The following is an 18,173-nucleotide window of genomic DNA, read 5'->3' as shown; positions in this document are numbered from 1 at the left end:
AACTAGCTCAGGGCTGCCCGGCCGGCGCCCCGCCGAAGCGGTACTGCACGCCGATGCCGGCAGCCAGCCCGAGGGTGGAGGGAAAGTCGCGCTGCAGGGGAATAAATACGCTGCTGCTGAAATTCAGCCGAAAATGCCGCGACAGGCCCACGTAAATGTTGCCGCCCGGCTGCAGCACGGGCCCGGTGCGGCCGGACTGTTCGCGCACGTTCGCCACGAACGCGCCCTGCACGTCGTCGAACCCGCTGCTGACGGTGCGCCAGCGCGAAAAGCGCATCGCCGTGATCTTGACGGCTGCGCTCAAGGCGAAGTCGGGCTCGGGCATCCACACATAGGTAGGCTGCACGAAAGCGTAGCTGTAGCGTACCCGGTCGGAGGCGCGAAACTCGCCGCAAAGGTCGGGGCAGAAGGTGGAGAAGGCGTAACCGGCCCCGTAGCCCATACCGCCGTACAAGCTCCAGCGCTGGCTGCCGGGCCGGAAAAAGGCGTATCCGGCGCCGGCCTCCCCGGTGTAGGCCCAGTGACCGTGCTTGCCACGAATGCGCTGGTGCGCGCTGCCAAGCACCGTCAGGCGGTCGGTCAGGGCGTAGGCAGCCTGCACGTCGGTGCCGTGGGTGCCGGCGTTCAGCGCCAGTTCGGTTTCGCCGCGCTGCTGCACCAAGGGCGTCTGCAGGGTGTGCGGCACCACGGCGGCGCAGCCGCTCAGCAGCAGCAACAGCGAGGCTTGGGAAAGAATAGTAGCAGTGCGCACGGAATTCGGAGGCTGACGATGGTACAGGCTTGACTTGAAATCTACCCGCGTGGTTGTCAGGTCCGGCCGGATTATTTTCCGAAGCTTTTCGGATCGGTTCGTATCCACGAAACGGGCAATGAACGTAATTATTGGTGCAGCCCGCAAAACATTGGCGCGGTTGCTGTGGTTAAGGCCGCAATAAAAGATTTGCAATTCTGGAATTCGTGCCGCTACCTTTGCAGCATCAATTCTTCTCAGGATTGTTTTTATACAGAGGCGTGGAGAGACAGGCTCTACGAAGCGCCGGCAACCATCGGGACAGTCCCGAACGGTGCCAATTCCTGACCATATAAAAACACCGACGTCGTGCATTCCGACCTCACTCCCCGCGCAAATTTTATCGGCTCCGCTGCCTCGCAGCCGGGCCTTTTCGGCTTCAACGGCTCCTGTTGCTGTTGTATGCCGACGCGCCGCGTGTGTTGTTGAGGCCCCACGACCTCTTTGCCGTTTTGCTGGAAACGCCTGACAACTAAGCGCTGCCGCTCCGCGCGTCGTTGAGCCGTGCCTGGCGCCGCCCGAATTCGGCGCGCTGCTCCTTCCAGCTTCCCTCTTCTTTCTGCTTTTCGACCTTGCCCGCTGTTTGCAGCGGTTAGGGCTTATTTCTGCTGCGCATGTCGACTTTAATCGATGCACAGGTGGCGCAAATCCGTCAGCAATTAATTGGTGCTGATCCCTTGGATATTCTGCGCGTCATTTCCGCTGAATTTGCGGGCAAGGCTGCTTTCTCCACTTCGTTTGGCCTCGAGGATCAGGTAATTACGCACCTGATTTTTGCCCACGATTTGCCCATCGAAGTATTCACCCTCGATACGGGCCGGAATTTTCAGGAGACCTACTCCACATGGAGCAAGACCGTGCTGAAATACGGCAAAACCATCCGTGCTTATTACCCCAACCAGGATGAAGTAGCCGCGCTGGTGGAGCGCCAGGGCCCCAACGGTTTCTACGAAAGCGTAGACGCCCGCAAAGCCTGCTGCCACGTGCGCAAAGTGGAGCCACTCAGCCGTGCCCTTGCCGGCCAAGCCGCCTGGGTGACGGGCCTGCGCGCCGAGCAATCGGCCAACCGCAGCGGCATGCACGCGGTGGAGTGGGACGCCGCCTACCAGCTGTTCAAGGTCAACCCGCTGCTGGCATGGACCTGGGAACAAACCTGGGCTTTCGTCCGCGAGTACAGCATTCCACACAACCCGCTGCACTTGCAGGGCTTCGTGAGCATCGGCTGCGCGCCCTGCACCCGGGCCATCAAGCCCGGGGAAGACTTCCGCGCCGGCCGTTGGTGGTGGGAAGACCAATCGGCCAAGGAGTGCGGCCTGCACCAGACGGCCGCCGTGCCCACGGCCACGCTCGAAGGGCGTTAACCATTCCTGCTGACCCTGACGACCGGAACAGGCCACTCTAGCGCCTAACTCCCGCCCCACTACCGCATTCCCCACTTTTCTTGACTCCTCACAATCGGTCCGAAATGGCCGAACAGGCACCTCCTTGCCGTATGCCTACGCTCCCCCGCCTAGATTACCTCGACCGGCTCGAAGCCGAAGCCATCCACATCCTGCGCGAAGTGGCCGGGCAGTTCCAGCGCCCGGCGCTGCTGTTCTCGGGTGGCAAAGACTCCATTGCCCTGGTGCGCCTCGCCCAGAAAGCCTTCCGCCCCGGCAGGTTTCCCTTCCCGCTGGTGCACATCGACACCGGCCACAACTTCCCGGAGGTGCTGCAGTTTCGTGACGAGCTGGCCGCCGAGCTGGGCGAGCAGCTGATTGTGCGCCGGGTGGAGGACACCATCAAGCAACGCGGCCTGCGCGAGCCGGGCGGCAAGTTCCCGAGCCGCAACGCCCTGCAGACCTACACCCTGCTCGACACCATCGAGGAATTTGGCTTCGACGCTTGCATCGGCGGGGCGCGCCGCGACGAGGAAAAGGCCCGGGCCAAGGAGCGCATCTTCTCGGTGCGCGACGAATTCGGGCAATGGGACCCGCGCCGGCAGCGCCCGGAGCTCTGGAATATCTACAACGGGCAGATTCAGCCCGGCGAGAACGTGCGGGTGTTCCCGATTTCGAACTGGACCGAGCTGGACGTGTGGAACTACATCCAGCGCGAGAACATCCCGCTGCCCAGCATCTACTTCGCCCACGAGCGGCGCTGCGTGGTGCTGCCCTCGGGCCAGCTGCTGGCCGTGACCGAGCACCTTGCCCTCGACGCCACCGACGAGCTGACCACCCGGCAGGTGCGCTTCCGCACCGTGGGCGACGCCACCTGCACCGCCGCCGTGGAAAGCGACGCGGCCACGCTGGAGGCCATCATCGAAGACATCCTGCAGGCCAAAGTCAGCGAACGGGGCGCCACCCGTCTCGACGACAAGATTTCGGAAACCGGCATGGAAGACCGGAAGCGCAACGGCTACTTCTAAGGGGTGATTAAGTGACTAAGTGATTAGGCTTTGAGCTTATGGTCTTGCCCAATTACTCCCACACTTCGAACACCTAATTACTCAATCACCTAATCACTTAATCACCTCAACAGTGGACCTTCTCCGATTCATCACCTGCGGCAGCGTCGACGACGGCAAGAGCACGCTGATTGGGCGTTTGCTGTACGACTCCGACGCCGTATCCTTGGACGTACTGGCGGCGCTGGAAGAGCAGAACCGCACCTCGGCCGCCGGCACCGTGGACCTGGCCTTGCTCACCGACGGCCTGCGCGCCGAGCGCGAACAGGGCATCACCATCGACGTGGCGCACAAGTACTTCACCACGCCGCGCCGCAAGTTCATCATCACCGACACGCCCGGCCACGTGCAGTACACCCGCAACATGGTGACGGGCGCTTCCAACGCCGACCTAGCCATCGTGCTGGTCGACGCCCGGCAGGGCATCGTGGAGCAGACGCGGCGGCACACCATCGTGTCGGCCCTGCTCGGCATCAAGCGCTTCGTGCTGGCCGTGAACAAGATTGACCTGGTGGGCTACTCCGAGGCCGTGTTCCACGACATCGTGGCGGATTACGCGGTGGTAGCGGCGCAGCTCGGCATCAAGCAGGTGGCCAACATTCCCATCAGCGCCCTGCACGGCGACAACGTGGTGAAGACCTCCGGCAACTTGCCCTGGTACAAGGGCCCGAGCCTGCTGGAATACCTCGAAACAGTACCCGTAACCACCGAGGCTACCACCGATGCCGGCCGCTTCCAGGTGCAGTACGTCATCCGACCGCAGAGCGTGGAGCTGCCCGACTACCGCGGCTACGCTGGCCGCATCCAGAGCGGAGTGTACCGCCGCGGCGACAAGGTAGTGGTGCTGCCCGCCGGCATCGAAACGACGCTGGAAGCCATCGAAATCAATCAGCAGGCAGTGGAAGTGGCCGTAGCCCCGCAGGGCGTGGTGCTCCGCCTCGCCGACGACGTGGACGTGAGCCGCGGCGACACCATTGTGCCCCTGGCGCAGGCCCTGGAGCCCACGCGGGAGCTGGAAGCCACGCTGTGCTGGATGGTGGAACAGCCCCTCCGCGCCGGCCGCAAGCTGCTGGTGCAGCACCACACGGCCAGGACCCGCGCCGTGGTGCAGGCCATCGTGGGCAAAACCGACATCCAGTCCTTTGCCCAGCAGGAGGCCACTGAAGCCAAGCTCAACGACATCGTGCGGGTGCGGTTGAAAACGGCCGCGCCGCTGGCCGCCGACACCTACCAGCAGAACCGCACCACCGGCGCGTTCGTGCTGCTCGACGAGCAAACCGGCGCCACCCTGGCCGCCGGCCTGATCGAGCAGACGGCCCTGGTGGAGCCCGAATTTGAGATTTAACCCGCGGCACTGGGTTCGTCGGGCCCGGTGCCGGTGAGGCCCTGCTGCCCGCGGGCAGCCCACTTCACTCACTCCGGGGCCTTGCCGCCGCCTGGCCCAACGACCCACCCGCTCACCGGCTGCCGCAGCCGCTATTTCCTCCTTGCCATGTCTTCTTTCGTTGTTCCTCGCCTGACCGTAGTAGGCGCCGGCCCCGGCGACCCGGAGCTGATTACCGTGAAGGGCGCCCGCGTGCTGGCCGAGGCCGACGTGGTGCTCTACGACGCACTCAGCAACGTCGAACTGCTCCACTACGCCCGCCCCGGCGCCAAAAAGGTGTACGTGGGCAAGCGCAAGGGCACCCGCGCCTACCTGCAGCAGGAAATCAACGACCTCATCGTGCTCTACGCCCGGGTGCACGGCCACGTGGTCCGGCTCAAGGGCGGCGACCCGTTCGTGTTCGGGCGGGGACGGGAGGAAATGCTATACGCCCAAAGCCACGGCCTGCAGACGGCCTACGTGCCGGGCATCAGCAGCGCGGTGGCCGTGCCCGGCAGCCTGGGCATCCCCGTGACGCACCGCGGCCTGAGCGAGGCATTTCGGGTGATTACCGCTACCACGGCCAATGGCGAACTGGCGCAGGAAGTCATCAAGGCCACGGCCGTCATTCTGATGGGCCTGGGCCAGGTGGCGGCCATTGCCGACGCTTACGTGCACTTCGGCCATGGCCACCGGCCCGCCGCCGTAATTCAGGAAGGCACGCTGCCCACGGCCAAGCTGCTCCAAACCACCGTGGCCGAGCTACCCCGCCGAGTGGCCGAAGCGGGCCTGACCGCGCCGGCCATCATCGTCATCGGCGAAGTGGTTGACCTGGCCGCCGCCCCGGCCGAGCTGGCCCCGCAACTGGCTCCCCTCGCGGCCGTGGCCTAGGGCCCTGGCTGCTCCACCCCTCTTTTCTACGACCACCGCCTTTTCACTCCTAGCCATGTCTACGCTCACCCCCGACCAGCGCCTGCCCCTCGGCTTCGACGATAACACGCTGCGCCAACTCGCCGGTGACTTCAGCGAGCAGCAGCTACTGTGGCTGAGCGGCTACTTCTACGGCCGCTACGCCGCCGGCAACGGCAGCAACTTGGCGGCCGCCGTAGCGCCGGCTGCCAAGTTGGGCGCGGCGCCCTCCGCTTCGGTTCCGGCAGACAGCCCGCGCCTCACGGTGCTCTACGGCTCACAAACCGGCAACAGCAAGAAAGTGGCCCTGCAAGCCGTGGAAGCTGCCCAGCAGCGCGGCCTGCCAGCCACCGCCCTGGACATGAACGACTACCAGGGCCGGGAGTTGAGCAAGGAGCAGGTGCTGCTGGTGGTCGTGAGTACCCAGGGCGAGGGCGAGCCGCCGGTGGCCGCCGAAGAGCTGCACCAGTTTCTGGGCAGCGCCCGGGCGCCCAAGCTGCCCGCGCTGCGCTACTCGGTGCTAGCTCTGGGTGACCGGAGCTACCTGCAGTTTTGCCAGACCGGCCGCGACTTCGACGAGCGGCTGGGCAAGCTGGGCGCCACGGCCCTGGTACCCCGCGTCGACTGCGACTTAGACTTTCACACCGCCGCTCAGCAGTGGATAACGGCGGTATTGGATGCTCTCGGCCAACCGACCGCCCTGGCCACGGTGAGCACCAAGAGTGAGCCGGCGCCGCAGGTAGCCGATACGTATTCCCGCCACCAGCCGCTGACCGCCGAAGTGCTGGAAAAGATTCAGCTCAACGGCCGCGGCTCGACCAAGGAAACCTACCACCTGGAGCTGTCCTTGGCCGGCTCGGGCCAGCACTACGAACCCGGCGACGCGCTGTCGGTGATTCCGACCAACTCCGACGCCTTGGTGGAAGAGGTGCTGCGCGCCACCCAGCTGCCGGCCGACGCGCCGGTGCTGCTCAAAGGTGAGCCGCTGCCCTTGGTAACGGCCCTCACCGAGCGGCTGGAGCTGAGCACCCTCTCGCGCGACGTGCTGGAGCGCTACGCCCAGCACCAGCCGCAGCCCAAACTCAAGGAGCTGACCGGCGCCACTGATCAGTTGCAGCGCTACCTCTACGGCCGCGACGCCGCCGACCTGCTGGTGGACTACCCGGCCGAGCTGTCGGCCCAGCAGCTGGTGGACACATTACGGCCGCTGCCGGCCCGGGCTTACTCCCTGGCCAGCAGCCTGCTGGCCCACCCCGACGAAGCCCACCTCACCGTGGGGGCGGTGCGCTACGATGCCCACGGCCGCCGGAAGCAGGGCGCGTGTTCGTGCTACTTGGCCGACCGCGTGCAGGTCGGTGACTCGCTCCGGGTGTTTGTGGAGCGCAACGAGTACTTCAAGCTGCCCCAGGACCCCAGCGCCAACATCATCATGGTGGGCGCGGGCACGGGCGTGGCCCCCTTCCGCGGCTTCGTGGAGGAACGGGCCGAGCTAGGGGCCAGCGGCCTGAACTGGCTGGTGTTCGGCAACCCGCACTTCACCACTGACTTTCTGTACCAGACCGAGTGGCAGCAGCACTTCAAGCGCGGCACCTTGGCCAAACTTCACGTCGCTTTCTCGCGCGACCAAACCGAAAAAATCTACGTGCACAACCGACTCCTGGAATACGCCCGCGACGTGTACGACTGGCTCGAAAGCGGCGCCTACCTCTACGTCTGCGGCGACAAGCAGCGCCTGGCCGCGACGGTACACAAAGCCCTCGTGAGCGTGGTGCAGCTGGAAAGCGGCGCCTCGCTGGAAGAGGCCGAAGCCTACGTGCGCGCCCTCAAAAAGCAGCGCCGCTACCTCGAAGACGTGTACTAACGCCCGGCTTCGCCCCTACCCTTCTCTCCTTAGTCCAACGCATTGATTATGAAGAAGCACTACGCTTCGTCCTGGCTAGCTATTGCCGCCGTGCTGGCGGCCACGGCGCCGGCGGCGGCCCAGCAACAAATCATAGCCATCAAAGGCACCGTGCGCGAAGCCGGCACCCAGCAGCCGCTGCCGGGCGTGAGCGTGAGCATCAAGGGCGGCACTACGGGCACCGTCAGCGACGCGGCGGGGCAGTTTCAGCTCAAGGACCGGCTGCAATTTCCCTTCGTGCTCGTGTTCAACATGATCGGCTACGAGCCCAAGGAAATCAGCATCCTCGACGCCAAAACCCCGATTTCGGTGGGCCTGGAGTCGAAGGCGGTGCTCACGAATGAGGTGGTCGTGTCGGCGTCGCGGGTGGAGGAAAGCCGACTGAAGTCGCCGGTGGCCATTGAGAAGCTCGACATCCGGGCCATCAAGGAAACGCCCGCGCCCAGCTTCTACGACGCGCTGGAAAACGTGAAGGGCGTGCAGATGACTACCTCTTCGCTCACGTTCAAGGTGCCCAACACCCGCGGCTTCAACATCCCCAACAACTTCCGCTTCATGCAACTGGTGGATGGGGTGGACATGCAGGCGGCCACGCTGGGCGTGCCGCTGGGCAACGCCATCGGCCCGACCGAGCTGGACGTGGCCTCGGTGGAAATCACGCCCGGCGCGGCTTCGGCCCTGTACGGCATGAACGCCATCAACGGCATGGCCAACCTCACGACCAAGAGCCCCTTCACCTACCAGGGTTTGAGCGTGTACCAGAAAGTGGGCCTGAACCACGTCGACGGCAAGGACCGCGACCCGAGCGCGCTGACCGAAACGGCCCTGCGCTGGGCCCAGGCGGTGGGCACCGCGCAGCGCTTCGCCTACAAGGTGAACCTCTCCTACCTGCGCGGCACCGACTGGCTGGCCAACACCCAGACCGACCAGAACCCGCAGAATCTGTCGTCGGGCAACCCGCGCTTTCCGGAGCTGAGCGGGGCCAATAACCCTGCGGCCGACCTCTGGAACCGCTACGGCGACGACAACGCCGGCAACGTAAGCATCACCATTCCCTACCAGGGCCGCAACGAAACCTTTAACGTGCGCCGCAGCGGCTACTACGAGCGGGACCTCACCAACCCCATCGTGCGCAACATCAAGGCCGATGCCAGCCTGCACTACAAGCTCACCGACAAGCTGGAGCTGAGCTACGGCTACCGCTTCGGGCTGATGGACGGGGTGTTTCAGCGCGGTAATAAGATTCAGCTCGATGGCGTGACGGTGCAGAACCACAAGCTGGAGCTGCGCGGCTCGGACTTCACCCTGCGCGGCTACATGCTGGTCGAAAACACCGGCGACTCCTACAACCTCAACCCGCTGGCCCTGAACCTGGATTTGCAGAACGGCTCCAACGCCGCCTGGGGCGCCAAGTTCCGCACCGAGCTGCAACGCCAGCTGGGCGCCGGTGTGGGCCTGGCCGATGCCATGCGCCAGGCCCGCGCCGTAGCCGACGCCGGCCGCGCCCAGCCCGGCACGCCGGAGTTTGAGGCCCTGAAAAAGCAGATTACCGGCACCAACAATTGGGACAGCGGCGTGAACGTGCCCGGCGCGCCCGTGCCCGGCGGCGCGGCCCTCACCCAGCGCAGCCACACCTACCACGCCGACGCACTCTGGAACCTCGGGCCGCGCATCAAGTTCGTGGACGTGGTGCTCGGCGCCGACGCCCGGGTGTACGCCGTCATTCCCGACGGCAACAACTTCGTGGACTTCGGCCGCCCGCTGGCGGAGCGCACCCAACCGGGCGGGGCCAACCAGTACTACCGCAAAGTCGGCGGCTTCGCGCAGGCGACCAAGCTGCTGCTGCACGACCGGATCAAGCTCACCGGCTCCCTGCGCCTGGACTACAACCCCGAGTTCAACCCCAAGCTCAACCCGCGCATTGCGGCCGTGTACTCGGCCGGGGCGAACCAAAACCACAACTTCCGGGCTTCCTACCAGAACGGCTGGCGCTTTCCCTCGCTGTTTGAGGCCCTGTCCTTCGTCAACAACGGCAATGTGCGCCGCGTGGGCGGCCTGGCCCGCGTGAACGAGGGCCTGAACTACCTCGACAACTCCTACACGCTGACCTCGATTTCGCAGTTCAACGCGGCCGTCAACGCCTACGTGGCCGCCAACGCCGGCACCACGGCCAGCCAGGCCGCCCTGCGCCCCGACATCCGCCAGCTGCTGCAGGTCGGTAACCTGCCCACCGAGCAGCCCGAGCAGATCAACGCCTACGAGGTGGGCTACCGCAGCGTGCTGCTCGATAACCGCCTCTCCGTCGACGTGGACGCCTACTACAACATCTACTCCGGCTTCCTGGGCCAGGTGGAAGTGAGCGTGCCCAAGGACGCCAGCGGCCAGCAGGTGCAGGTCGGCAGTGACGACGCGGTGCTGGCGGCGCTGAACGCCAACCGCGCCGCTCGGCAGGACCGCTACCGCGTGTACACCAACGCCCGCAACGACTACCACAGCTACGGCTCGACGCTGGGGCTGACGTACAACTTCATCCAGAAATTCACCCTGGGCGGCAACGTGAGCTACAACGCGCTGTCGGAAAACAAGCAGGCCGACATCTTCGTGACCGGCTTCAACACCCCGAAGTGGGTGACCAACGTGACCTTCGGCAACCGCGAAGTGGTGCGCAACGTGGGCTTCAACGTGGTGTGGCGCCGCCAAAGCGCCTTCACCTGGGAAAGCCCGCTGGCCAACGGCCGGGTGCCCAGCTACCAGACCGTTGACGCGCAGGTAAACGTGCGCGTGCCCGCGCTGAAGTCGACCGTCAAAGTCGGCGGGGCCAACCTGCTGAACAACCGCTACATCCAGTACGCCGCCGGCCCGACCATCGGCGGGCTGTACTACGTGGCCGTCACCTTCGACGGCACCGTGCTGCGGTAGGCCGCTTAGCCCATTCAGCTTGTCATCCTGAGCAAACGAACCATGAAACGCTTCACGCTTCCCCTTGCCCTTCTGCTGCTGTCGGCCCCGGTCGCGCGGGCGCAGAAACAGTTTGTGCGCGAGCAGCAAACCTGGCTCGGTGTGTTCAACCAGACGCGCTTCTCGCCGCGCTGGGGCACCTGGACCGACCTGCACTTGCGCCTGCACGACCACTTTGTGCGGGCAAAGTTTCAGGGGGTAGCGCGCCTGGGCCTGACCTACTACCTCACCGACGACGTGCGCCTGACCGGGGGCTACGCCTACGTGCACCACTTCCCCGATGGCGCCCGCCCCATCGCGCAGGCCGAACACCGGCCCTGGCAGCAGGTGCAGTGGTTTGCCAAGTTTCCGCAAGCCCGGCTGATGCAGTGGGTGCGGCTGGAGGAGCGGTTTCGGCGCCGCATTGCGGGCAACGAAGCCACCGACGAGTTTGACTTCAACTGGCGCACCCGCTACAACCTGGCCCTGTTCGTGCCCCTGACCCGGCGCAAGTTCGAGCCCGGCGGCCTGCAGCTGCTGCTGAACAACGAGCTGATGGTCAACCTGGGCAAGGAAGTGCGCTACAACTACTTCGACCAGAACCGGGCCTTTGCCGGTGTGGTGTACCAGCTCAACAAGCACGCCCAGTTGCACGCCGGCTACATGCACCTGTTTCAGCAGCTGCCGGCCGGCAGCACTTACCGCAACCAGCACACCATCCGGGTTTTTTACTTCCACAACCTGGACTTCCGGCCCACGCCAGCTCCGGCGCCCCCCACCGCTCCGGCGGCCGCGCCGGTCGGCACCTGAGCCGCGCTTCCCCTACCCCCGTTCACCGCCTGCGGAACCCGCTTCCGCCCACCGATATGACCGACAAGCCCCTGCTTTCCGAAGTCGAGCACGTCAAGGACGCCAGCAACTACCTGCGCGGCACCTTGCGCCAGAGCGTGCAGAACCCCATCACGGGCGCGCTGTACCCCGACGACACCCACCTGATCAAGTTTCACGGCTCCTACCAGCAAACCGACCGCGACCTGGAAAGCGAGCGGAAACGCCAGAAGCTGGAGCCGCTCTACTCCTTTATGATCCGGGTGCGCGTGCCCGGCGGCGTGGCTTCGGCCCAGCAGTGGCAGCGCATGGACGACCTCGCCAACGAGTACGCCAACGGCACGCTAAAACTGACCACGCGCCAGACCTTTCAGCTGCACGGCGTGCTCAAGCGCAACCTGCAGCCGACCATTCAGGGCTTCAACCAAGTGCTGATGGACAGTATAGCCGGCTGCGGCGACGTGAACCGCAACGTGATGTGCGGCGCTAATCCGCACGAGTCGCAGCTGCACGCGCAGGTGTATGAGGTTAGCCGGCAGATCAGCGCGCACCTGACGCCGCAAACCACCGCCTACTGGGAGCTGTGGCTCAATGGGGAGCAGCACCTGACGACCGAGCCGGCCGAGGACGCGGAGCCCATCTACGGCAAGACGTATCTGCCGCGCAAGTTCAAGATTGCCCTGGCCGTGCCGCCCTACAACGACACCGACATCTTCGCCAACGACATTGGCCTGGTGGCCATCGAGCAGAACGGGGAGCTGATGGGCTTCAACGTGGCGGTGGGCGGCGGCATGGGCATGACCTTCGGCATGCCCGACACATACCCGCGCCTGGCCGACCTTATCGGTTTCGTCCCCACGCACCAGGTGGTGGACGTGTGCGAGAAAATTGTGACCATTCAGCGCGACTGGGGCAACCGGCAGAACCGCAAGTTTTCCCGCCTGAAGTACACCCTCGACCGCGTGGGCTTGGCCGTGTTCGTGGCCGAGCTGCAGCAGCGCCTCGGCTACGCCCTGGAGCCCGCCCGCGCCTACCGCTTCGAGACGTCGAGCGACCATTTCGGCTGGGTGCAGGGCCCCGACGGCCAGCTGCACCTGGGTTTGTTCGTGGAAGGCGGCCGGGTGAAGGACACCGCGGCCGTGCAGCTCAAAACGGCCCTGCGCGAAGTGGCCGATTTCCACACCGGCGAGTTCCGGCTGACCGGCAACCAGAACCTGATCATTGCCAACATCGAGCCCGCGCACCGCGCCCGGGTCGGGCAGATTCTGGCGCAGTACGGCGTGCTCGGGCCGACTATAGCGCGAACGACTTTGCGGCTGGGCGCGTTGGCTTGCGTGGCCTTGAACACCTGCTCGCTAGCTTTTGCCGAAGCCGAACGTTATCTTCCCCAACTCCTCGACCGGCTGGACGCCGTTATCCGGGCCCATGGCCTGGCCAACGAAGGCATCCTGATCCGCATGACCGGCTGCTCCAACGGCTGCGCCCGCCCCTACCTGGGCGAAATCGGGCTGGTGGGCAAGGCCGTCGGGCGCTACAACCTCTACCTCGGCGCCAGCCACAGCGGCGAGCGGCTGAACAAGCTCTACCGGGAGATGTTGGACGAAGACGGCATCATCGGGGAGCTGACGCCCCTGCTGGCCGCCTACGCCCAGCAGCGCCAACCCACCGAACGCTTTGGCGACTTCGTGGTCCGCCAGGGCTACGTCCGCCCCACTACCCACGGCCAAAACTTCCACGCCTGAGCTCGTATGAACTCATCCGCTCTTCCCGCTTCGGTTCAGTCCGCTGCGACCGGCCCACCGGCCGGGGCGGCCACGGCCAGCACCAATGCCCTCTTCCCCGTTTTCCTGAAGCTGGAGCAGCTGCGGGTGTTGCTCGTTGGCGGCGGGGCCGTGGGCCTGGAGAAGCTCACCGCCATGCTGCGCAACAGCCCGCAGGCGGCCATCACCGTGGTGAGTGAGCAGATTTCCCCCGAAATCCGCACGCTGGCCGCCCAGCACCCGCCGGTGCTGCTGCACGAGCGCGCTTACCAGCTCACCGACCTCATCGGCCACGACCTGGTGCTCATTGCCACCAACGACCGCGGCCTGAACAGCCGCATCAAGCAGGAAGCGGCCGGCCAAGGCCTGCTGGCCAACGTGGCCGACACGCCCGCGGAGTGCGACTTTTACCTCGGCTCCATCGTGCAGAAGGGCGACCTGAAAGTGGCCATCAGCACCAACGGGAAGTCGCCGACGGTGGCCAAGCGCCTGCGCGACGTGCTCAGCGACGTGCTGCCCGACGAGCTGCACGAGGTGCTGCAGCACATGAGCGTCATCCGGGGCCGCCTGGCCGGCGACTTCGCCCAGAAAGTCCGGTCGCTGAACGAGGTGACGGCCGAGCTGGCCGAATCGCCCGAGACGACCATGTGGCGGCGCATCGCCACGTTTTCCCTGTTTGCCTTCGCCCTGCTGCTGGGCATCAACATCCTCTCCATCTACTACACCTGGCCGCAGGTGTGGGACGTGGTGAGCAATGCCCGCACGTTTTACATCTTCATGGCCGTGGGCTTCGCCGCGCAGCTCGTCGACGGGCTGCTGGGCATGGGCTACGGCGTGGTCACGGCCATCAGCCTGATGTCCTTGGGGCTCAACCCCGCGGCGGTCAGCGCCAGCATTCACACGGCCGAAATGTTTGCCGCGGGCGCCTCGGGCTACAACCACTACCGCTTCGGCAACGTGAACCGGCGCCTGTTTAAGGCCCTGCTGATTCCGGGCATCCTGGGCGCGGTCAGCGGGGCGTACCTGCTCTCGAAGCTTGGGGAGGAGTACAGCGGCTACGTGAAGCCCGTGCTGGCCTGCTACCTGCTGCTGCTCGGGGTGCGCATTATCTCGCGCGCGTTTCGCAAAACCGATCTGCGCAAGCGCAAGGTGAAGCACGTGGGCTGGCTGGCCGGCGCCGGCGGCTTCCTCGATTCGTTTGGCGGCGGCGGCTGGGGCCCACTGGTCACCAGCACGCTCATCTCGCAGGGGCGCACGCCGCAGTACGTCATCGGCTCGGTGAGCCTGACGGAGTTCTTCGTGACCTTTGCCAGCGCCCTCACCTTCTTCGCCACCATCGGCATTTCGCACTGGCAGGTGGTGCTCGGCCTGATCGTGGGCGGCGTGGCAGCCGCGCCGTTTGCGGCCCGCTTGGCCGGCCGTATTTCCACCCGCTTCATGTTCCTGGGCGTGGGCACCATGGTCATTATCTGGAGCCTTTGGGCGCTGCGCAAAGTGTTCTTCTAAGCCGGGTTTGCTCCTACAGCCGAACGCCCTGCCGAGTTAGCTCGGCGGGGCGTTCGGCTGTAGTCTGAATGCGCTAGGCTATTGGCTCATTGCCTTCCGGGCGGCGGCGAAAAGAGCTGGGCAGCTCGGCGGGGCGGCGGTTGCGGTAGAAGTAATCCTCGCTGTACACGGGCTGCTCGTAGAAGGGGCTGCCGTCGCGCACCGGCACGGGCAGGCTCAGGGCGCGCAGCATGGCTTCCTCGTAGTCGCGGCTGATGCTGATTTCCTGGTAGGGCGGGTAGTTTAGCACCGATTCGCTGGTGAGGGCCGGCACAAACACGTTGTCACCGTCGTCGTCGAGGGCCGCCGCCCCGATGGGAATCAGGATGTGGCGCTCGTGCTTGTTGATGTGCAGGGCGGCGTCCAGCTCTACGTCGAGGTAGCGCACTTTCAGCGCGTCGGGCTCCACAATGAGCTCGTACACGTCGCCAAACCGCTTGCCATCGGCGCCGCGCACGTTCCAGCCGCGCACGTCGGGGCTGCTGTCGGCTACTTCAAAATCGCGCAGGTCGCGCAGGCGCACCAGGTGCATGCCTTCGGAGCTGGGTATGGGAGTCGGTTCCATGCTGGTTGGTCGGGAGTGTTAGTGGGTGCCCTTACGCGGAAACGGGCTTTTCGAGCACGCGCAGTACGTTGGCCGCTTGTAGGAAGAAATCCTGCAGGGCCTGCTGCTCGGCCGGCGTGGCGGTGCGCCCGCTGAGCTGGTTGGCCTGCTCCACCAGGGCTTTGACGTCGCTTTCCACGGTGCTGTAGCCGCGGCGCTGCATCTCCTGCATCAGCTCGGCGGCCGCCACGAACCCGGGCCGCAAGGAGCCGCCGTCGCCCACGCGGCTGGTGGCGCTGGTCAGGTCGTTGCGCTTTTCTTCCACGGCGGCGTTGCGCAGGTCCGAGCGGTCGGCCATGCTCACCAGCACGTTGCTGAGCAGGAGCAGGCCACGACGGGCGTAGGTGCTGCTGCTCGGGTCGTCGGCCACGAAGGCGTAAAAATCGGCGGGGTCGGTGCCGGTTTCCGGGCTGGCCTCGTTGGCCAGGGCTCCTACCGACGGGTCGCCGGTGGGCGCTGCCGCGTCGGTGGCCTGCCCGGTGGTATCGGTTGGGCCGCCGGGCACGGCGGCCGCCCCGGCGGCGGGGGCTTCGGCGGGTACCGGCTCGGCCGGCGCGCTGCCGCTGTCGCGGCTCACCAGGTACCAGATGCCCAGCGCCAGCACCACCAGTACCGCCACAATCAGCGGCCACGGGCTAAAGGATTTCTTTTTGCGTTGGATGTTGATTTCGGCCATAATGGGGAGTCGGGTAAGCAAATCTTCTGGGCTTGCCATACGCAGCCGGCCCCAAAATAGATAGGCCGAACGCTATTTGTGCCGCCGAAGCGTCGGCGGAGCGGGCTTGGGTACCCGGGCCGGCCGACGACGTCACGCCTAAGTATGCCGGCAGAAGCATTACTTGCCGCCGCTACATTCCGTATTGCCGTCGCATGCCGCCCCGCACTACCTTATCCGAGTCCATCCTCGCCGACCTGCAGGCCCGTGAGCTGTTGCCGCCCGCGCAAGCTGACCTGATCCGCCAGGACGAAGCCACCCGGCCCCTGTCGCTGCACTACGAGCTGCGCCTGCTGCTGTACGTGGGCATCGTGGCGCTGAGCGGGGGCCTGGGCGTGCTCATCTACCAGCACCTCGACGACATCGGCCACGGGGTGGTGGTAGCCGGCGTTGCCCTGCTGATGCTGGCCTGCCTGGGCTACGCCCTGCGCCACCGGCAGCCTTTCACCTGGCAGGAGGCGTCCCGGGCCGGCTTTCTACCCGACTACAGCCTGCTGCTCGGCTGCCTGCTCTTCGTCACGCTGGAAACCTACCTGCAGGTGCAGTACCAACTGTTCGGCACCCGTTACGGCCTAGCCACGCTGCTGCCCGCACTGCTGTTTTTTCCGCTGGCCTATCTCTTCGACCACCGCGGCGTGCTGGCCATGGCCGTTACGGCGCTGGCCTCGTGGGTGGGCGTGACGGTGCAGCCGGTATCGGCGTTTTCGGCCAATGATTTCTGGCACTCGCACCTGAGCACGGCCGCCATTGTGCTGGGCCTGGGGCTGATGCTGGCCGGTCTGTTCTCGGAACAGTACCGGCGCAAGGCGCACTTCGGCTTCACCTACCTCTCGCTGGGCAGCAACCTGTTGCTTATCGCGGCCACGGCGGCCCTGCTCGACTTCACGCCCGGCGCCGAAGCCTTCCCGCCGCTGGTGCTCGTGCCGCTGATTCTGCTGGTGTGCGCGGCGCTGGTGTGGTACGCCCGGCGCACGCACTCCTACCTGTTCCTACTGATGGGCGTAGGCTACGCCTACGTGGTCGTCACCTACCTGTTCTTCCAGCTGCTCGACGGGGCGGGAGATGATTTCGGGTTGGTGGTTCTGTATTTTCCGCTGTCGGCCGTCGGCGTGGTGCTCTTCCTGTTGAACATCAAGAAAATCCTGCGTCTGCGATGAGCCTTTACGCTTATAACCCTGACTGGCCGCACCACGAGGCCGTGCACGCGGCGGCCACCCGTTGGCATCGGCGCGGCCTGCTCTCCGCGCAGCAGCTAGCGGAGATTCAGGCGGCTCATCCACTCGATTTCTACCGCCCGCCGGTGTTCGTGCGCATTGGGCTGTTCCTTTTTACCACGCTCGGGGCGCTGGCCGGCGTGGGGCTGGTAGGCACCATGTTCGGCTTCAACTTCCTCGGCACGTTGATCATTTCCCTGCTGATCGGCGGCGTAATGCTGGAAACCACCATCCGCAACAAGCGGCTGTATCACTCTGGCGCCGACAACGCCCTGCTGTACCTGGAGCTGCTGGGCCTCATCGTCCTCATCGGCTACGTGGTGTTTGAGGCTTGGGCACCGGCCGGCACTTCCGGGTCCGACTTTGGCAGCGCGCGCCTGCTGCTGGTGCTCCTACCTGCCGTGGGCGTGCTGCTGCTGGCCACGCTGCGCTACACCGACCGTCTGGTGGCGGCCACAGCCCTGCTGGCGGTCCTGCTGACCCTTGCCAACACCACCCTGCTGCTCCCGTTCGGGCCGCTGGTGTTGCCCTTCGTGCTGCTACTGGCTTCGGCCGGAACGTACGCCGCGGTGGTTCGCTTGCTGCAACAGCCCCGGCAATTCTACTACCGCCGCTGCCTGATCGTGCTCAAGGCGCTGGCGCTCGGCACGGCTTACCTCGCGGTTAATTACTTGGTGGTGCGCGAAGGCAACGCCGCTCTGCTCGGTACTGGCACCTCCGGCCAGATTCCGCTGGCGCCGCTGTTTTACCTGACCACCGCCGGCATTCCGGTGCTGTACTTGGTGCAGGGCCTGCGCCGCCCCGATCGTATCTGGCTGTGGCTGGGCCTGCTGACGGCGGCTTTCTCCGTGTACACGTTGCGGCACTACCGCAGCCTGCTCCCCCTCGAAACGGCGGCCGTGCTGGTCGGTACCGCGCTGATTGCCTTCGCCGTGTGGGCCACCCGCTATTTGCGCCACGGCCGCCACGGCCTTACCTCTGCCGCCGACGAAGCCACGCCCCAGCACCTGAACCTGGAGTCGCTGATTGTGGCGCAGACCGCTCACGCCGCCCCCACGGCGGCCACGCCCGCAGGGGTCGAATTCGGCGGCGGGCATTCCGGCGGGGGCGGCGCCACCGGCAGCTACTAATACCTGGTACCCCACGGGCCCAGAGGCCTTTC

The 18,173-nt window shown here is 65.6% G+C and carries 14 protein-coding genes and 1 riboswitch; of the genes, 11 read left to right on the top strand and 3 right to left on the bottom strand.

Annotation, left to right across the window (positions count from 1 at the left end):
* Positions 1–7 precede the first annotated feature (7 nt).
* Positions 8–751 (bottom strand): hypothetical protein, encoded by a 744-nt coding sequence (locus ACYVKQ_RS06235; protein ID WP_460576738.1) that lies wholly within the window; start codon positions 749–751, stop codon positions 8–10.
* 245 nt (positions 752–996) lie between these two features.
* Positions 997–1,089, top strand: a riboswitch (SAM riboswitch).
* Positions 1,090–1,404: 315 nt separating this feature from the next.
* Here ACYVKQ_RS06235 and ACYVKQ_RS06230 point away from each other — a divergent pair.
* The 9 genes from ACYVKQ_RS06230 (at position 1,405) to ACYVKQ_RS06190 (ending at position 14,439) form a co-directional block, all read left to right on the top strand.
* The gene (locus tag ACYVKQ_RS06230; RefSeq protein ID WP_460576736.1) at positions 1,405–2,151 is read left to right on the top strand and encodes a phosphoadenylyl-sulfate reductase; all 747 of its coding nucleotides are present in this window, start codon (positions 1,405–1,407) and stop codon (positions 2,149–2,151) included.
* A 131-nt stretch (positions 2,152–2,282) separates the two neighbouring features.
* Complete coding sequence (cysD, locus tag ACYVKQ_RS06225; RefSeq protein WP_460576734.1) at positions 2,283–3,197, top strand: sulfate adenylyltransferase subunit CysD; 915 nt, start codon at positions 2,283–2,285, stop codon at positions 3,195–3,197.
* Between the two features lie 112 nt (positions 3,198–3,309).
* The gene (locus ACYVKQ_RS06220) at positions 3,310–4,581 is read left to right on the top strand and encodes a sulfate adenylyltransferase subunit 1 (protein WP_460576732.1); all 1,272 of its coding nucleotides are present in this window, start codon (positions 3,310–3,312) and stop codon (positions 4,579–4,581) included.
* 147 nt (positions 4,582–4,728) lie between these two features.
* Positions 4,729–5,490, top strand: a complete 762-nt coding sequence (gene cobA / locus ACYVKQ_RS06215; RefSeq protein WP_460576730.1) for a uroporphyrinogen-III C-methyltransferase — start codon at positions 4,729–4,731, stop codon at positions 5,488–5,490.
* A gap of 55 nt (positions 5,491–5,545) precedes the next feature.
* Positions 5,546–7,369 (top strand): diflavin oxidoreductase, encoded by a 1,824-nt coding sequence (locus ACYVKQ_RS06210; RefSeq protein WP_460576728.1) that lies wholly within the window; start codon positions 5,546–5,548, stop codon positions 7,367–7,369.
* Positions 7,370–7,417: 48 nt separating this feature from the next.
* The gene (locus ACYVKQ_RS06205; RefSeq protein WP_460576726.1) at positions 7,418–10,327 is read left to right on the top strand and encodes a TonB-dependent receptor; all 2,910 of its coding nucleotides are present in this window, start codon (positions 7,418–7,420) and stop codon (positions 10,325–10,327) included.
* Between the two features lie 42 nt (positions 10,328–10,369).
* Positions 10,370–11,155 carry a DUF2490 domain-containing protein gene (locus ACYVKQ_RS06200; RefSeq protein WP_460576724.1) on the top strand — a complete coding sequence of 262 codons (786 nt, stop codon included), beginning with the start codon at positions 10,370–10,372 and terminating at the stop codon, positions 11,153–11,155.
* A gap of 56 nt (positions 11,156–11,211) precedes the next feature.
* Positions 11,212–12,915, top strand: a complete 1,704-nt coding sequence (locus tag ACYVKQ_RS06195; RefSeq protein WP_460576723.1) for an assimilatory sulfite reductase (NADPH) hemoprotein subunit — start codon at positions 11,212–11,214, stop codon at positions 12,913–12,915.
* Positions 12,916–12,921: 6 nt separating this feature from the next.
* Entirely contained in the window at positions 12,922–14,439 is a 1,518-nt protein-coding gene (locus ACYVKQ_RS06190) for a TSUP family transporter (RefSeq protein WP_460576721.1), read from the top strand.
* 73 nt (positions 14,440–14,512) lie between these two features.
* On the opposite strand, the gene ACYVKQ_RS06185 is transcribed toward ACYVKQ_RS06190, so the two are convergent.
* Both ACYVKQ_RS06185 and ACYVKQ_RS06180 read right to left on the bottom strand, forming a co-directional pair.
* Positions 14,513–15,043 (bottom strand): YlmC/YmxH family sporulation protein, encoded by a 531-nt coding sequence (locus ACYVKQ_RS06185; protein ID WP_460576719.1) that lies wholly within the window; start codon positions 15,041–15,043, stop codon positions 14,513–14,515.
* A gap of 31 nt (positions 15,044–15,074) precedes the next feature.
* On the bottom strand, positions 15,075–15,758 hold the full coding sequence (locus tag ACYVKQ_RS06180) for a hypothetical protein (RefSeq protein ID WP_460576717.1): 684 nt from the start codon (positions 15,756–15,758) through the stop codon (positions 15,075–15,077).
* A 194-nt stretch (positions 15,759–15,952) separates the two neighbouring features.
* Between ACYVKQ_RS06180 and ACYVKQ_RS06175 the strand changes: the two genes are divergently transcribed.
* Together ACYVKQ_RS06175 and ACYVKQ_RS06170 are read left to right on the top strand one after the other, a co-directional pair.
* On the top strand, positions 15,953–16,954 hold the full coding sequence (locus tag ACYVKQ_RS06175; protein WP_460576715.1) for a DUF2157 domain-containing protein: 1,002 nt from the start codon (positions 15,953–15,955) through the stop codon (positions 16,952–16,954).
* Positions 16,951–18,141: a hypothetical protein gene (locus ACYVKQ_RS06170; protein WP_460576713.1), complete on the top strand. Its 1,191-nt coding sequence runs from the start codon at positions 16,951–16,953 to the stop codon at positions 18,139–18,141. Before ACYVKQ_RS06175 ends, ACYVKQ_RS06170 begins: the two co-directional genes overlap by 4 nt.
* Positions 18,142–18,173 lie beyond the last annotated feature (32 nt).

Source organism: Hymenobacter coalescens (assembly GCF_054783195.1).
Note: the sequence above shows the minus strand (reverse complement) of the source record. Positions and strands in the feature narration are given on the sequence as shown.

What these genes read in the sequence shown, in the direction of transcription:
- ACYVKQ_RS06230 (WP_460576736.1), top strand. Translation starts at nt 1,405, where the DNA reads ATGTCGACTTTAATCGATGCACAGGTGGCGCAAATCCGTCAGCAATTA.
- cysD (WP_460576734.1), top strand. Translation starts at nt 2,283, where the DNA reads ATGCCTACGCTCCCCCGCCTAGATTACCTCGACCGGCTCGAAGCCGAA.
- cobA (WP_460576730.1), top strand. Translation starts at nt 4,729, where the DNA reads ATGTCTTCTTTCGTTGTTCCTCGCCTGACCGTAGTAGGCGCCGGCCCC.
- ACYVKQ_RS06210 (WP_460576728.1), top strand. Translation starts at nt 5,546, where the DNA reads ATGTCTACGCTCACCCCCGACCAGCGCCTGCCCCTCGGCTTCGACGAT.
- ACYVKQ_RS06205 (WP_460576726.1), top strand. Translation starts at nt 7,418, where the DNA reads ATGAAGAAGCACTACGCTTCGTCCTGGCTAGCTATTGCCGCCGTGCTG.
- ACYVKQ_RS06200 (WP_460576724.1), top strand. Translation starts at nt 10,370, where the DNA reads ATGAAACGCTTCACGCTTCCCCTTGCCCTTCTGCTGCTGTCGGCCCCG.
- ACYVKQ_RS06195 (WP_460576723.1), top strand. Translation starts at nt 11,212, where the DNA reads ATGACCGACAAGCCCCTGCTTTCCGAAGTCGAGCACGTCAAGGACGCC.
- ACYVKQ_RS06190 (WP_460576721.1), top strand. Translation starts at nt 12,922, where the DNA reads ATGAACTCATCCGCTCTTCCCGCTTCGGTTCAGTCCGCTGCGACCGGC.
- ACYVKQ_RS06185 (WP_460576719.1), bottom strand. Translation starts at nt 15,043, where the DNA reads ATGGAACCGACTCCCATACCCAGCTCCGAAGGCATGCACCTGGTGCGC.
- ACYVKQ_RS06180 (WP_460576717.1), bottom strand. Translation starts at nt 15,758, where the DNA reads ATGGCCGAAATCAACATCCAACGCAAAAAGAAATCCTTTAGCCCGTGG.
- ACYVKQ_RS06175 (WP_460576715.1), top strand. Translation starts at nt 15,953, where the DNA reads ATGCCGCCCCGCACTACCTTATCCGAGTCCATCCTCGCCGACCTGCAG.
- ACYVKQ_RS06170 (WP_460576713.1), top strand. Translation starts at nt 16,951, where the DNA reads ATGAGCCTTTACGCTTATAACCCTGACTGGCCGCACCACGAGGCCGTG.